The organism is Pseudarthrobacter sp. NamB4 (genome assembly GCF_005796185.1).
Classification (GTDB): domain Bacteria; phylum Actinomycetota; class Actinomycetes; order Actinomycetales; family Micrococcaceae; genus Arthrobacter.
In genome coordinates, this window is record NZ_VAHM01000001.1 from 133,746 (window position 1) to 148,318 (window position 14,573).

Here is a 14,573-nt window from a genome sequence, read left to right on the forward strand (position 1 = left end):
CATGACTTTTCCCAGCCACCGCCCCCGCCGCCTGCGCACCACGCCGGCCATGCGCCGGCTGACCGCCGAAACCCGCCTGGCGCCGGCGGAACTCATTCTTCCGGCGTTCATCCGCGAAGGCCTGCAGGAACCAAATCCCATCACGTCCATGCCGGGCGTTGTCCAGCACACCACCGACACGCTGAAGCGGGCGGCGGCGGAAGCTGTGGAGCTGGGACTGGGTGGCATCATGCTGTTCGGCATCCCGGAAAGCCGGGATCCCGAGGGATCGGCGTCTCTGGATCCGGAGGGCGTCCTGAACAAGGCCCTCCGGGACGTCCGCGCCGAAGTGGGTGATGACCTGGTGATCATGAGCGACGTGTGCCTGGACGAATTCACCGACCACGGCCACTGCGGAGTGCTCGACGCCGACGGCTACGTGGACAATGACCGCACCGTGGAGATCTATGCACAGATGGCGGTAGCCCAGGCAGACGCCGGCGCCCACATGCTGGGGCCCTCCGGAATGATGGACGGGCAGGTGGCCGCCATCCGTTCCGCCCTCGACCAGGCGGGCCACGCCAACACCTCCGTCATCGCTTATGCAGCCAAGTATGCGTCCGCTTTCTACGGACCGTTCCGCGAAGCCGTCGATTCCCAGTTGAGGGGGGACCGGCGGACATACCAGATGGATGCCGGCAACCGTACTGAAGCCCTTCGCGAGGTGGAACTGGACCTGGCCGAGGGGGCAGACGTCGTGATGGTGAAGCCTGCCATGAGCTACCTGGACATCCTGGCGGACGTCGCCGCGATGAGTCCCGTCCCGGTGGCCGCCTACCAGATTTCGGGCGAGTACGCGATGATCGAAGCCGCTGCAGCCAACGGCTGGATCGACCGGTGCGCCGCCATCACCGAGTCCGTCCTCGGCATCCGGCGCGCAGGCGCCAACATGGTGCTGACCTACTGGGCGGCGGAGCTTGCCGGCTGGCTGAAGGAGTCCCGATGACTGAAGTCCCTTCCGGGCCCACCGAGCCGGTGGGACCGGGCCGTTTTTTGCTGGGCCTGAACACCTTCGGCGACGTCGGCGAAAACCCGGACGGCAGCCCGCAGGCGCATGCCCAGGTGTTGCGCCAGCTGCTGGAACAGGCGGAACTGGCGGACGCCGTCGGACTCCATGCCTTTGGCGTGGGGGAGCACCACCGCAAGGACTACGCAGTATCTGCCCCGGAAGTTTTCCTGGCGGCCGCCGCTGCCCGCACCACCCGGATCCGGCTCGGTTCCGCCGTGACCGTCCTCAGCTCCGACGATCCCATCCGGGTGTTTCAGCGCTTCTCCACCGTTGACGCCATTTCCAACGGCCGGGCCGAAGTGATGCTGGGACGCGGGTCGTTCATCGAATCCTTTCCCCTGTTCGGCTTCGAGCTGGCGGACTACGAGGTCCTGTTCGAGGAGAAACTCGAGCTGTTTGACAAGGTACGCGCGCAGAAGCCGGTGCACTGGGAAGGCCGGACCCGGCCCGCCCTTGCCGGCCTGAGCGTCTACCCGCCCCTGGAACACCACCTGCTGCCCACGTGGATCGGCGTAGGCGGTACACCCGAATCCGTGCTGCGCTGTGCGCAGTACGGCTACCCAATCATCTTCGCGATCATTGGCGGCCAGCCACGCGCCTTCCGCCCGCTGGTGGACCTGTACCGCGAAGCCATGTCCAAGTACGGCCATCCGATGCAGCAGGTGGCCACCCATTCGCCCGGGCATGTGGCAGATACCGACGAGCAGGCCCGGGAGGAACTCTTCCCGCACTGGCTGAAGCTGCGCAACAAGCTGGGAGCCGAACGGGGTTGGGGACCCGCCGGACGCGGCGAGTTTGAAGCACTCTGCGCTCCCGAAGGTGCGCTGTACGTAGGATCGCCGGAGACCGTGGCCCAAAAAATCGTCCAACTCAAGCAGAACCTGGGTGTGGACCGCTTCGACCTCAAATACAGCAATGGCCCTTTGCCGCACTCCGCCATGATGCGCTCCATCGAGCTGATGGGTACTGCTGTGGCTCCCCGCGTCGCTGATCTGCTCGGCAACCGGCAGGCCGGGTAACTGAGAGAATAGGAACCATGACTTCCAGCACCCCTCGCAACGAGGAACTTTTCGACCGCGCCCGCCAGCTTATGCCGGGCGGGGTCAACTCGCCGGTCCGGGCTTTTGGGTCCGTGGGCGGAACACCCCGCTTCATGGTCTCGGCCAAGGGCCCGTACCTCACGGATGCCGACGGCAAGGAGTACGTGGACCTGGTGTGCTCCTGGGGTCCGGCGCTGCTCGGCCACGCACATCCCGCCGTGCTCGAGGCCGTCCATTCCGCCGTTGACCGGGGCCTGTCCTTTGGTGCTTCGACCCCGGATGAGGCCAACCTGGCTGAAATCGTGAAGGAGCGGGTACCAGCCGTGGAACGCCTCCGCATGGTGTCCACCGGCACCGAAGCCACCATGACGGCGGTCCGGCTTGCCCGGGGCTTCACAGGACGCAACCTCATCATCAAGTTCGCCGGCTGCTACCACGGCCACCTCGACGGGCTGCTGGCGTCAGCCGGATCAGGCGTCGCCACGCTGGCCCTGCCCGGTTCTGCCGGCGTTACCGAAGCCACGGCAGCCGAGACCCTGGTGCTGCCCTACAACGACCTCACCGCCGTCAAGGAAGCCTTCGCCGCCCACGGTCCCAACATTGCGGCCGTGATCACCGAGGCCGCCCCGGCAAACATGGGCGTCGTCACCCCCGCAGAAGGCTTCAACCTTGGCCTGTCCCGCATTACACGCGAACATGGCGCCCTGCTCATCGTGGATGAGGTCCTCACCGGCTTCCGCACCGGCTACTCGGGGTACTGGGGACTTACCGGCGGGGCGCCGGACGCCGCCGAGCCCTGGACCCCTGACCTGCTCACCTTCGGCAAGGTCATTGGAGGTGGAATGCCGACGGCGGCCCTCGGCGGGCGTGCCGACGTCATGGACTGCCTCGCCCCCACCGGACCGGTGTACCAGGCCGGAACCCTGTCCGGAAATCCCGTGGCCATGGCGGCCGGCGTCGCCACCCTGACCCACGCCACCCGCGACGTGTACTCCTACATCGACGTCCGGTCGCTGGAACTCTCCTCCGCCCTGTCCACCGCCCTGGATGCCGCCGGGGTGGACCATTCCATCCAGTTCGCCGGCAACCTGTTTTCGGTGGCGTTCGGAACCGCTGCCCATGGGGTGCACAACTACGCGGACGCCCTTGCCCAGGAAAGTTTCCGCTACGCGCCGTTCTTCCACTCGATGCTCGAAGCGGGCGTCTACCTGCCGCCGTCAGTGTACGAGGCCTGGTTCCTCTCCGCGGCCCATGACGACGCCGCCATGAACCGGATCTACGACGCGCTGCCGGCTGCCGCGAAGGCTGCGGCTGCGGCGCAAGGCTAGTCCGGCCGTCGGTCCCCACCCACACCCTGGCCTCGCAAGCCCGGCCAGGGAACCCTGCGGGCGCGGGCCCATCCCGGCATAGACAAAAGAATCCCCGGTTGCAGTGCAACCGGGGATTTCTTTATGCCCATGTGCGGGGCTAGAGGACGTCCGAGAGGAAGCCCCTGAGCCGTTCCGTCCGGGGGGCGGTGAAGATCTGCTCCGGAGGCCCGGACTCCACCACCACGCCGGCATCCATAAACGTCACGTTGTCCGAGACGTTGCGGGAGAAGCCCATTTCGTGGGTTACCACCACCATGGTCATGCCGCCCTTGGCGAGGTCGGTCATCAGCGCCAGGACGCCCTTGACGAGCTCAGGGTCCAGGGCCGAGGTGGCCTCATCAAAGAACATGACCTCCGGCTTCATGGCCAGTGCACGGGCGATGGCCACACGCTGCTGCTGCCCGCCGGAAAGGTTTGCCGGGCGCGAGTCGGCCTTGTGCTTGAGGCCCACCAGGTCCAGCTGCTGCAGGGCTTCGGCACGGGCCTGCTCCCTGGGCAGCTTCCGCAGTTTCCGCAGAGCCAGCGAGACGTTTTCCTCCACAGTCTTGTGCGGGAACAGGTTGAACTGCTGGAACACCATGCCGATCCGCTGCCGGAGTTCGTCAGGGTTGTCCTTCAGGACCGAGCGGCCATCCAGGAGGATGTCGCCCTGGTCCGGCTCGATCAGCCGGTTCATGACCCGCAGCAGGGTGGACTTGCCGGAGCCGGACGGACCGATGACAGACGCCGTCGTGCCCTTCTCCACGTGCAGGTCAATGCCGCGGAGAACGTGGTTGTGGCCGAAGGAAAGGTGCAGGTTTTTGCCGGTCAGGGTTCCGGAAGCGAATTCCGTCATGCCTGTGCCCCCTTGCCGATAGGTGCTGCCAGCTCATCCGGTTCCTTCTTCTCCGGCTTGCCGGTACGCAGCCGGTGGTCGATGAAGTTCACGAAGTGCGTGAGCGGGACGGTCAGGATCAGGTACAGCACGCCCGCGGCCACCAGCGGGGACAGGTTGCCCGTGTTGGCCATGGCGTCGTTGCCGATCCGGAAGATCTCCCGGTCCGAGGCAGCGAGCCCGAGCATAAACACCAGCGAGGAGTCCTTCAGCAGCGAGATGAACTGGTTCACCAGGGCGGGCAGGACCCGCCGAATGCCCTGGGGCACCACCACCAGGCGCATGGAACTGCCGTAGCTGAACCCCAGCGCCCGGGACGCCTCCAGCTGCCCCTTCTCCACGCTCTGGATACCGGAGCGGAAGATTTCACCGATGTAGGCGGCCGCGATCAGCGTCAGGGCCAGGATGCCCAGGGGGTACGGGTTCCGCGAACCGGTTATTTCACGCGCTATCGGGCTCAAGCCGATACCGATCACCAGGATCACCAAAATGGCGGGCAGGCCACGGAAGATATCGGTGTAGATGCGCGCCACCCACCGTGCACCCGCATTGCGGGATATTCCCATCATGGCCAGCCCGAGCCCCAGCAGCGCTCCGAAGACGCCGGAAGCAACGGCAAGTATGAGGGTGTTGGGCAAGCCCACCATCAGCAGGGCGGGGATGACTTTGGCCATTTCCTCCCAGTTGAAGAAGGTGTCAGCCAGCTGGTCCAAAAGATCCATGAACGTCCCGGCTCAATCAGCTCTGGGGAACCGTGGCGGCCTTGCTGCCCGGCTTCCAGTCAGAGGGCATCTCCCGGTCCGGGTACCATTCCTTGGTCAGCTTGGACCAGGTCCCGTCTTCGATCACGGCATCCAGGCCGGAGTTCAGGGCGTCGATCAGCGGCTGGTTGTCCTTGGCCACGGCGTACGCGGTGAAGTTCTCAGTGTTGACCTTGGACTCGACGATGGCGGTACCGTCGCCTTCCTTGACCTGGCCCTCGGCCTGCTGGGACGGGGCCACCCAGGCGTCAACCTGGCCGTTGCGCACGTTGGCGTAAACAGTGGCGTAGTCCGGGAAGCGGATCGGTTCCATGTTCAGGGTGTTGGTGACGTAGTCGTCCTGGACGGTGCCCTGGACCACGCCAACGCGGAGGTCCTCGGTGAGATCGTCAAAGCCCTTGATGTCACTGTCGGTCCTGGCCACGACAGCCATGAAGCCGAAGTCGTAGCCGTTGGTGAAGCCGACGTTCTGGCGCCGGGCCTCGGTGGTGGAGATGGAGGAGGATCCGACGTCGAACTGCTTGGTCTGAACCTGGGAAAGGAGGGCCGAGAAGTCCGTGGCAACAAATTCGACCTCGAGGCCGAGCTTGCCGGCGATGGCGCGCAGCAGTTCATTGTCATAGCCGGTGAACTTGCCAGAGGGGTCAATGAAGATGTTCGGCGGGGCGTCCGAAAGGGTGCCTACCTCGAGCCTGCCCTCAGTGTTGAGGCCGAGCTTGGTCTTGTCGATCTGGTCGATCGGGGTGACGTTGTCAGTGGTGTACTTGTCCAGCGTCTGCTGGTCGCTGCCTGCGAGGGCATCAGTGGGGGAGCCGCTGGGCTGCGAGGATCCTGAGCCGCAGGCCGCCAGGGAAACGGCGAGGGCAAGTGCAACGGGAGCGGTAGTCAGCCACTTCATCGCTTTGATTTTCATCAGGTTGTCACTTTCATCGAGTCATAAGTCAACCGGGCCGCAAGGCTGCGCTGGTGGCGCCTGGCACCTGCCCGGCGCTGTTCAAGCGCGGCAGGACAGGGGTGACCGCAAAACTTTATTGTCTCACTTCAGGCGAAGCAGGTTGTTGCTCGAATGAACAACGCCAACAGTGCACGTCCTTCGAACGCTCTTCGGCGATCACCCTCTTGCGGCTCTAGGTTGGATGACCATAGCCCCTTGCCAGCGAAGTGATGCCCCTAACCTCGTTGCTGCTTCGTGAACTCTTCTTACTGTGACTTGCCTCCCAAACGAAGTTCCGGGGAAGCTAAAACCCTTCCGCCCCCGCATCCTGCGGCGGAAGTACCGGCCAGTCGCCTTCAATGACCGCGGCCGGCTTGGTCTTGCGGAGGTAACCCTGAAAATCCGCCGCCTGGCTCACCGCCCAGTCCACCTGCAGCTGATGAAGCTGGCTGGCCGGCATCATGAGCTTCGGGAACTTTCCGGCCATTGCATCCAGGACGCGCAGGGTGGCCAGGGCATCCGCAGCCGACGTATGTGCGTTGTCCAGGATCACCCCATATTCCTCACAGAGTGCTGTCAGAGTCCGCTTTCCTTTGCGGTAGCGGTCCACCTGCTTGTTCATGATGTACGGATCCAGGACAGGGAACCGGGAGAGCTGACGGACGCCGTAACGGGCCGATTCTGCAGCAAGGACAGTGAAGTCGTAGCTGGCGTTGAAGGCAATCACTGGAATGCCGTCGTCGAAAAGGCCCTGCAGGACCGCCGCGACCTCCCTTGTGACCTCATGTGCCGGTCTTCCTTCCCGCCTGGCCTGCTCCGTGGTGATGCCATGCACATCGCTGGCTTCTGTGGGAATCTCCACACCGGGATCGGCCAGCCACTCATGCTCCCTGATGACATCGCCCTTGTGGTCCACAACAGTCACAGAAGCTGTGACGATACGCGCAGCCCGGGAATTCCGGCCCGTAGTTTCCAGGTCGAAGGCGGCGCGGGGGAGGGTGTTCCAGGTGCTCATGCTTCAACGCTAAAGGGCAGCACCGACAATTCCGGGGAGCGCCACTGCGGCTACATTGGATCAATGCGGATGGACTACGTGCAGGCGGTGCTGGCCATTGTCAGAATGGTTCCCGCCGGATCCGCTGTGTCATACGGGGACGTCGCTGAGTTGCTGGGTTCAGGCGGTTCCCGGCAGGTCGGGGCAGTGATGAGCCATTACGGGAGCGGTGTTCCCTGGTGGCGGATCCTCAGGGCGAGCGGGCATGCGCCTGAGGGACATGACGATGAAGCTCTCCGGCACTACCTTGCCGAAGGAACACCCCTTCGGGGAGCCTACGGGGACCACGAACGGACAGGTAAAGGGCACTGGCGCGTTGATCTTTCGACCGCCCGGTGGGCACCAACAGAGGCGGACCTGGACCGGATCGACCACGTTGCCGGGACGCTGGAGCGGCGGCTGCACGGATTGTCAGTGGCCGATGATGGAATATCCCTGTGACAGTAACAATGCCCTTCACCGGCCCTCGTGACGAATCTTGGGACGGCCCCTTGGCAGTCCCGGACATTGGCGGCTGCACAGCCGCTGGTGCAGGAGAAGGTCCTGCAGCCCCTCCTGCCGGGTATTCCGCCGGGCTTCGCTTGCTGCCGCCGCGCCAGGTGCATGCCGTACAGCCACAGCTTTCGCCTGACCAGCAGTCCGCGGTTGACGTCACCCAAGGGAGCGGCCCGGTGCTGCTGCCTGGAGCTCCCGGCACGGGGAAGAGCACCGTCCTCGTGGAGGCAGCGGTCCAACGGGTGGTACGGGACGGAGTGGATCCAGAAAGGGTGCTTATCCTGGCCCCGAGCCGGCTGGCAGCGGACGCCCTGCGTGACCGTTTTACGGCCAGGCTGGACAGGAGCCTGAGCACCACGCCGGCACGGACCTGGGCGTCCTACGCCTTTGACCTGATCCGGCGCGCCAAGGCGGAAGGCATCCTTCCCCTGGCCCGGCCCCCGCGGCTCCTCTCGGGTCCTGAGCAGGACCTCATCATCAGGGAACTCCTCGAGGGGCACCGCCTCCCCGGTTTGGAGCTGCCTTGGCCCGCCGATCTTGAACGAGCACTGGAAACGAGGGGCTTCCGGCAGGAAGTCCGCCAACTGATTGACCGCATCATCGAATCAGGCCGCACCCCGGACGACCTGGTGCGGCTGGGCCGGGAATGCGGCCGGCCTGACTGGATTGCTGCTGCTGCCCTTTACGCGGAGTACCGGGATGTCCTGGACCTGCGGATGCCAGAGGCTTTTGATCCTGCCGGAATCATCACAGCCGCCCGCCAGATCTTCCAGGAGGCTCCCGCTTTCCTGGCCGCGGAACGGGACCGGCTGCAGGTAATCCTGGTGGACGACATCCAGGAAGCGAACCCGGCGATTTTTGAACTGCTTGCTGACATCGCGGCCGGAAAGGACTGCTACGTGGCTTTTTCCCCGGACACTGTTGTCCAGGGCTTCCGCGGGGCAAGGCCCGATCTGGTGGCTGAGTTGCCCCAGTTGCTGTCGCCGCAGTCCCCTGTCCTGGAACGCCCGCTGCAGTACGCCCACCGGCACGCTCCGGCGGTTGCCCGGGCCTGGCTCGGAGTTGCCGGCCGCATATCACAGCGTGCCGGAGGGCAGCTGGCCAGGCGGCTGGAGCAGCTTCCCTCCGAACAGCTTCCGGGCGGACAGGTCCACAACGGCCGGCCGCAGGGGGCAGTTGAGGCACACCTGGTTCCTTCCGCTGTGCACGAATTGCGGTACGTTGCCCAGCGCATCCTGGACCAGCACATCAACCACGGCCGGGACCTGGCGGACCTCGCCGTCGTTGTGCGCAACGGGGCCCAGGTGAGCGAGTTTCAGCGCTACCTTTCGGGGCAGGGAATCGCAGTCCGGGTACCTGTAGCCGAATCCGCCGTCCGGGATGAGGTGGCGGTCAGGCCGCTGCTTGACGCCTTCGCCATCGCTTTGGATCCGGACCTGCTGACTCCTGAGGCCGCGGTATCGCTTTTGACCTCCCGGATCGGCGGAGCCACCTCAATCGAGCTCCGACGACTCCGGCAATCACTCCGGAAGGAAGAAATCCTGGGCGGCGGCGGCCGGACCAGTGACGCGCTGTTGGTGGAAGCGCTGCTGGAACCCGGCGCCCTTTCCACCCTCGGAATCGAGGGCAGGGCGGCGCGCCGGGCGGCGAGGATGCTCCGGGCCGGCAGTCTCGCTGCTGCCGAACCTGGCGCGAACGCTGAATCGGTCCTCTGGGCACTCTGGCAGTCCACCGGACTGGCAGGCGCCTGGACCGAAACGGCGCTTTCCGGCGGTCCGCACGGCGCGCGGGCGGACCGTGACCTGGACGCCATGATGGCACTCTTCCACACGGCCGAGCGCTACGTGGACCAAATGCCCGGTGCCGGACCCGAGCAGTTCCTCGAATATCTCCTGAACCAGGAGCTTCCAATGGATACCCTTGCGGCCCGGGCACAGGTGGATGACGCCGTGGAGCTTCTGACTCCCGCCAGCGCAGCCGGCCGGGAGTGGCCGGTGGTAATCGTGGCAGGGCTGCAGGAAGGTGTCTGGCCCAATACGAGGCTGCGTGGCGAACTCCTGGGAAGCACCCTGTACAGCGATGCTGTGGAGCACGGAGCGGAGTATGCCCTGCAGCGTGATCCGCTGAGCAGGCTGCGCGATATCCGTTACGACGAACTCCGCAGCTTTTCCACCGCAGTGTCCAGGGCGCAGGAAGTGCTTGTATGCACTGCGGTTTCGTCCGAGGACGACCAGCCCTCCTCCTTCCTCGACTACGTTGCACCGCTGGAGCCGGGACAGGAAGCCAGGGCCTTCACCGCCGTGGAGCGGCCCATGACCCTGCGGTCCCTTGTTGCCGAGCTTCGACAGCACGCGCAGCTGGATGGAAGGGACGCGGCGCAGGCCGGGGAAGCTGCCAGGGTCCTGGCATTCCTGGCAGCGGCTGAGCCGCCCGTTCCGGGGGCCCATCCGCAGAGCTGGTGGGGGCTGCTGCCCCTGACCACAGAGGCAGCAGTGGTCCCGCCGGGTGGGACCGTGTTCGTCTCGCCGTCGAAGGTGGAAACCGTACAGAAGTCTCCACTGGACTGGTTTATCCAGGCCGCCGGAGGCGAAGCAGCAACGGACTTCGCCCGAAGCCTTGGAACCCTGGTGCACGCCATCGCCCAGGAGATGCCTGACGCTTCCGGAGCCGAGTACGTGGAGGAACTGGTCCGGCGCTGGCCGGCGCTGGGAATGAAGGACAACTGGGAGGGCCGGTTGGATTTCCAGCGCGCGGAGTCCATGGTGCGCAAGCTGGCCCAGTACGTACTGCTCATGCGGAGCGAGGGCCGAAGTCTGCTCGGCGTGGAGCAGGACTTCGAAGTGGCACTGGGAAAGGTTCCGGTTGATGATGCTGCCGAGCGGGAAGCGGTGCTGCGGGGCCAGGTGGACCGCCTGGAAATCGACCGCGAAGGAAGGCTGGTCATCGTGGACCTGAAGACAGGGAAGCGCCAGCCAGGCAAGGGGGAACTGTCACGGCATCCGCAACTGGGCGCGTATCAGGCGGCGGTGCTGGCCGGGGGCTTCACGGACGGTCAGGGCAGCCCCGTTGACCCGCGTCCCGGCGGAGCTGTACTGGCCCAGCTCGGAACCGGGGCCAAGAACCCCGCAATACAGCAGCAGGACCCGATCGACCCGCAGGAGAACTGGGCCATGGACATGGTGACCGAAGCTGCCGCCGTGATGGCAGGCAGCTTGTTTGAAGCGCGGCATGACCCCGCGAAAGGCAGCCACGGGGGCCACGGCTGCCGGCTGCCCGAGGTGTGCCCATTGTGCGTTCGCGGAAGGCAGGTGACCGAATGAGGCAGGACGTGCTGAATCCGGAGGATGCCTTCACCGGAAAGTCCGGTTCCCCGGCGCGCCCTTCCGCGGAAGTCTCAGCCGCTGCCGGCCCTGCTGTTGGGCTCTCTTCCGGCCAGACCTTGTCCGCTCCGGGCAGGGCTGGGGCGGATGCCCTCCCGAAGCCGCGGTTCAGCCCGGAGGAGCTTTCTGTCCTCCTTGGTGAGAAGAATGTGCCTACCCGGGAGCAGTCGGACATTATTTCGTCCCCGTTGACGCCGCGGCTGGTCATTGCAGGGGCAGGGTCCGGCAAGACGGCCACCATGGCTGACCGCGTGGTCTGGCTCGTGGCCAACGGCTGGGTCAGGCCGGAAGAAGTGCTGGGTGTGACCTTTACCAGGAAGGCTGCCGGCGAACTGGCCTCCCGGATCCGGGCAAAGCTGGCTGCCCTCCAGCATCTGGCTGCCAGGGAAGGGCGGGGGCCGGACAGCGGGCACAACCTGTTCCCGGAGGGACTTGTCAGCGGTGACGCCCTGGAACCGAAAGTGTCCACCTACCACTCGTTCGCAAGCGGCATCGTGTCTGACTACGGGCTGCGCCTTGGAGTGGAGCGGGATGTAGTCCTGCTCGGCGGCGCCCAAGCCTGGCAGCTGGCCACCGAGGTTGTTGAGGCGTATGACGGCGAGTACGGGCACTTCCGTGCAGCCAAGTCCACGCTGGTCAAGGCGGTCATCCAGCTTGCCGGAGAATGCGCTGAGCACCTTCAGGAACCTGAGGACGTCGAAGCCTGGTTGATGGCGAGGCTTTCCGACTTTGAGTCCCTCCCTTACCTTGCAGCCAAGAAGAAGAATCCTCCACAGGCGGCGGCCGAGCTCGCGGGAATGCTCAGGACCAGGGCCAGTGTGGCTGACATGGTCGGCCGGTACGCAGCCGCCAAGCGGGCACGTGGTGCCTTGGATTTTGGTGACCTCGTGGCCCTTGCCGCGCGTGTGGCGCAGGACGTTCCTTTGGCTGCCCAGATGGAGCGGCAGCGCTACAAGGTGGTACTGCTGGACGAATTCCAGGACACCTCCCACGCCCAGCTGGTCCTGTTTTCGCGGCTCTTCGGCGGCGGCCATGCCGTGACGGCAGTGGGTGACCCCAATCAGTCGATCTACGGTTTCCGTGGCGCATCGGCAGGCCAGCTCTTCCATTTCGTGCGTGAGTTCCCTGTGTGGAACGGGACATCAGGGAACGGGACAGCAGACGCTTCAACAGCCGGGGACGGCAGGGAAAGGGGCGCTGGAAGCTGGTCCCCTGCGCCCACGTCATACCTCACGACTGCATGGCGGAACGGCCGGTCCATCCTGGCCGCTGCCAATGTGATGTCCCAATCGCTCGCGCGGGCAGCGGCCCAGCGCGGACCGGCCGGCGGGGGAGAGCAGGCAGTACCTGATGTGCCACCACTGCAGCCGAGCCCCCATGCCGTGGCGGGATCGGTGGTGCTGGGGCGGTTCAACAGCGATGCTGAGGAAGCAGCCGCGCTCGCGGACGACGTCCTGAAGTACCGGGTGACGGACTTCGACCTGAAGCCCGACGGTTCACCTGTTCCGCCGGCAATTGCCGTCCTTTGCAGGCGGCGGGCGCAGATGGAGCCTCTTCGGCGCCAACTGGAGGCCCGCGGGATTGCCTACGAGATCGTCGGGCTCGGGGGACTTCTTGATACACCGGAGATCGTTGACCTTGTGGCAACCCTCCGGGTCCTCGCCGATCCTGGGCGTTCAGACGCCCTGATGCGCCTTCTGGCGGGAGCGCGCTGGCGCATAGGCCCGGCCGACCTCATGGCACTGCGTGACTGGTCCAGCCAGCTGGCACGGCTGCGCGGCCAGGCGGCACCGGATGACAGCGAGCCTTCCGATACAAAGCCGGCCGTGCTGGAAGGTGACCTCACTGACGGCGCCAGCCTGGTGGAGGCGTTGGACTGGCTGCCGCGGGAAGACTGGATCTCCTCCCACGGCAGGTCCCTGACGCCCATGGCGCGGGGACGGATGCTCCGGCTCGCGGCGGAGCTGCGCCAACTGCGGGGCTACCTGGGCGACGACCTCACCACGCTGCTCGGCGAGGTGGAGCGGGCCATGCTGCTCGACATCGAAGTCGCTGCCAGGCCCGGTATCAGCATCCATCAGGCACGGCGCAACCTCGATGCTTTCCAGGACGCGGCCGCCGGGTTCCTGCGGACGTCCCAGCGCGTGGACATCCTTGCCTTCCTGTCATGGCTCGAAGCCGCGGCTGCCGAAGAGAACGGGCTGGAAGCGCCACCGAGCGACGTCAACCGTGAAGCGGTGCAGCTCCTCACCGTCCATGCCTCCAAGGGCCTGGAGTGGGATGTGGTTTTTGTACCCGGGCTGAATGCCAAGGACTTTCCCAGTGACCGTGATTCCCGCTGGAGCAGCGGGGCCGCCGCCTTGCCCTGGCCGCTGCGGGGTGACCGGGCGGACCTGCCCCAGTGGGACCTCGACCAGCCTGACCAGAAAGGCTGGCTGGATGCGGAAAAGGATTTCAAGGCCGCGGTCCAGGCGCATGCGGAGTCAGAGGAACGGCGGCTGGCCTACGTTGCCTACACCAGGGCCAAGCACGTGCTGTGGGCCTCGAGTGCTGCCTGGGTGGGATCCAGGGCAGGGCGGGCGGAAATGTCCCCGTTCCTGGCTGAGCTGGAGCCGCTGGCAACGGAGGCCAGTGAAGGCTCAAGGGCATCCGCGGTTATTCATCGGTTGTCCGTGGAGGAGTCCTCGCTGCCTGAGACAAGCCCGCTGACACTGGATGTGGAGGCGGCGGGATGGCCCTACGACCCCTTGGACGGGCCAGTGAATTCCCGCACGGGGGAGCGCCTCCGTCTGGCCGGTGGCCGTCGCGTTGCCATGGAATTGGCGGCTGCGCGGGTACTCCAGGCCCTGGAGGCTGACGGACAGGAGCCGACTGCGGCCCTAAACGACGCCGGAGCTGCCGGGGGAGCGAGGCCTGTCCCGAACCCCGGGCTCCCGGGGCCGGCCGCCGGCTGGGCGCGGGAAGCAGCGCTGCTGCTGGAACGTCGGGCCAGGAGGGCGGCAGCGCAGGACGTCCACCTTCCCACCCACATCTCCGCTTCCACCCTGGTGGACCTGGACGAGAACGCATCGGCGGTGCTGGCCCGGCTCCGCAGGCCGGTGCCGCGGGAACCCGGCATGTCTGCCCGAAAGGGAACGGCCTTCCACGCATGGGTGGAAGAGTACTTTGGGAAAGCCGGCATGCTTGACCTCGATGAGGCGCCGGGCTCGGATGACCACCTCGATGCGGCATACGACCTGGACGCCATGGTGGCCACCTTCCGTTCATCCCCCTGGGCCCACCGCTCGCCTGCCTTTGTCGAGGTGCCCGTGGAGACACGGGTGGGAGACGTCGTGGTCCGCGGAAGGATTGACGCCGTTTTCCAGGACGCCGATGGCCGCTGGGACCTGGTGGACTGGAAGACTGGAAGGCGTCCTTCCGGCGCCCGGCTCAAAACCCGTGCGGTGCAGCTTGCCGTGTACCGCCTGGCGTGGTCACGGCTGAAGGGCGTGCCGCTGGAAGAGGTTCGGGCGGCCTTTTTCTACGTTGCTGACAACGACGTCGTGCGGCCCCACGATTTGGGCACTGCCGCTGAACTGGAGGAAATCGTGGCGGCCGCCCTCACGCAGCCCTAGACC

Annotated in this window: 10 protein-coding genes; 6 read left to right on the top strand and 4 right to left on the bottom strand. The window is 65.8% G+C overall.

Annotated features, from left to right (window positions below):
• Nucleotide 1 precedes the first annotated feature (1 nt).
• Genes hemB through hemL form a run of 3 tightly spaced genes read left to right on the top strand, consistent with a single transcriptional unit; the run spans nucleotide 2 to nucleotide 3,416 of the window.
• Complete coding sequence (gene hemB, locus FDW81_RS00615; protein WP_138132074.1) at nucleotides 2-985, top strand: porphobilinogen synthase; 984 nt, start codon at nucleotides 2-4, stop codon at nucleotides 983-985.
• Entirely contained in the window at nucleotides 982-2,067 is a 1,086-nt protein-coding gene (locus FDW81_RS00620; protein ID WP_138132076.1) for an LLM class flavin-dependent oxidoreductase, read from the top strand. Before hemB ends, FDW81_RS00620 begins: the two co-directional genes overlap by 4 nt.
• A gap of 17 nt (nucleotides 2,068-2,084) precedes the next feature.
• A complete protein-coding gene (gene hemL / locus FDW81_RS00625) occupies nucleotides 2,085-3,416 on the top strand; it encodes a glutamate-1-semialdehyde 2,1-aminomutase (protein ID WP_138132078.1) in 1,332 nt (443 codons plus the stop codon).
• 139 nt (nucleotides 3,417-3,555) lie between these two features.
• On the opposite strand, the gene FDW81_RS00630 is transcribed toward hemL, so the two are convergent.
• The 4 genes from FDW81_RS00630 to FDW81_RS00645 all read right to left on the bottom strand — a co-directional run bounded on the left by FDW81_RS00630 (nucleotide 3,556) and on the right by FDW81_RS00645 (nucleotide 7,042).
• Entirely contained in the window at nucleotides 3,556-4,293 is a 738-nt protein-coding gene (locus tag FDW81_RS00630; RefSeq protein ID WP_138132080.1) for an amino acid ABC transporter ATP-binding protein, read from the bottom strand.
• Nucleotides 4,290-5,054 (bottom strand): amino acid ABC transporter permease, encoded by a 765-nt coding sequence (locus FDW81_RS00635; protein ID WP_138132082.1) that lies wholly within the window; start codon nucleotides 5,052-5,054, stop codon nucleotides 4,290-4,292. Before FDW81_RS00635 ends, FDW81_RS00630 begins: the two co-directional genes overlap by 4 nt.
• A gap of 16 nt (nucleotides 5,055-5,070) precedes the next feature.
• The gene (locus FDW81_RS00640) at nucleotides 5,071-6,006 is read right to left on the bottom strand and encodes an ABC transporter substrate-binding protein (protein ID WP_138132084.1); all 936 of its coding nucleotides are present in this window, start codon (nucleotides 6,004-6,006) and stop codon (nucleotides 5,071-5,073) included.
• A gap of 325 nt (nucleotides 6,007-6,331) precedes the next feature.
• Entirely contained in the window at nucleotides 6,332-7,042 is a 711-nt protein-coding gene (locus FDW81_RS00645; RefSeq protein WP_138132086.1) for a 3'-5' exonuclease, read from the bottom strand.
• A 63-nt stretch (nucleotides 7,043-7,105) separates the two neighbouring features.
• On the opposite strand from FDW81_RS00645, the gene FDW81_RS00650 reads away from it, so the two are divergent.
• From FDW81_RS00650 to FDW81_RS00660, 3 genes are read left to right on the top strand one after another with little or no spacing between them, the layout of a single operon-like run.
• The gene (locus FDW81_RS00650; RefSeq protein WP_138132088.1) at nucleotides 7,106-7,522 is read left to right on the top strand and encodes an MGMT family protein; all 417 of its coding nucleotides are present in this window, start codon (nucleotides 7,106-7,108) and stop codon (nucleotides 7,520-7,522) included.
• Entirely contained in the window at nucleotides 7,519-10,896 is a 3,378-nt protein-coding gene (locus tag FDW81_RS00655) for an ATP-dependent DNA helicase (protein WP_240719800.1), read from the top strand. Before FDW81_RS00650 ends, FDW81_RS00655 begins: the two co-directional genes overlap by 4 nt.
• Nucleotides 10,893-14,570, top strand: a complete 3,678-nt coding sequence (locus FDW81_RS00660) for an ATP-dependent DNA helicase (protein WP_138132090.1) — start codon at nucleotides 10,893-10,895, stop codon at nucleotides 14,568-14,570. The genes FDW81_RS00655 and FDW81_RS00660 overlap by 4 nt, the downstream gene beginning before the upstream one ends.
• Nucleotides 14,571-14,573 lie beyond the last annotated feature (3 nt).

Excerpts from the sequence above, each read along its gene's own strand:
- hemB (WP_138132074.1), top strand. The coding sequence starts at position 2 with ATGACTTTTCCCAGCCACCGCCCCCGCCGCCTGCGCACCACGCCGGCC.
- FDW81_RS00620 (WP_138132076.1), top strand. The coding sequence starts at position 982 with ATGACTGAAGTCCCTTCCGGGCCCACCGAGCCGGTGGGACCGGGCCGT.
- hemL (WP_138132078.1), top strand. The coding sequence starts at position 2,085 with ATGACTTCCAGCACCCCTCGCAACGAGGAACTTTTCGACCGCGCCCGC.
- FDW81_RS00630 (WP_138132080.1), bottom strand. The coding sequence starts at position 4,293 with ATGACGGAATTCGCTTCCGGAACCCTGACCGGCAAAAACCTGCACCTT.
- FDW81_RS00635 (WP_138132082.1), bottom strand. The coding sequence starts at position 5,054 with ATGGATCTTTTGGACCAGCTGGCTGACACCTTCTTCAACTGGGAGGAA.
- FDW81_RS00640 (WP_138132084.1), bottom strand. The coding sequence starts at position 6,006 with ATGAAAATCAAAGCGATGAAGTGGCTGACTACCGCTCCCGTTGCACTT.
- FDW81_RS00645 (WP_138132086.1), bottom strand. The coding sequence starts at position 7,042 with ATGAGCACCTGGAACACCCTCCCCCGCGCCGCCTTCGACCTGGAAACT.
- FDW81_RS00650 (WP_138132088.1), top strand. The coding sequence starts at position 7,106 with ATGCGGATGGACTACGTGCAGGCGGTGCTGGCCATTGTCAGAATGGTT.
- FDW81_RS00660 (WP_138132090.1), top strand. The coding sequence starts at position 10,893 with ATGAGGCAGGACGTGCTGAATCCGGAGGATGCCTTCACCGGAAAGTCC.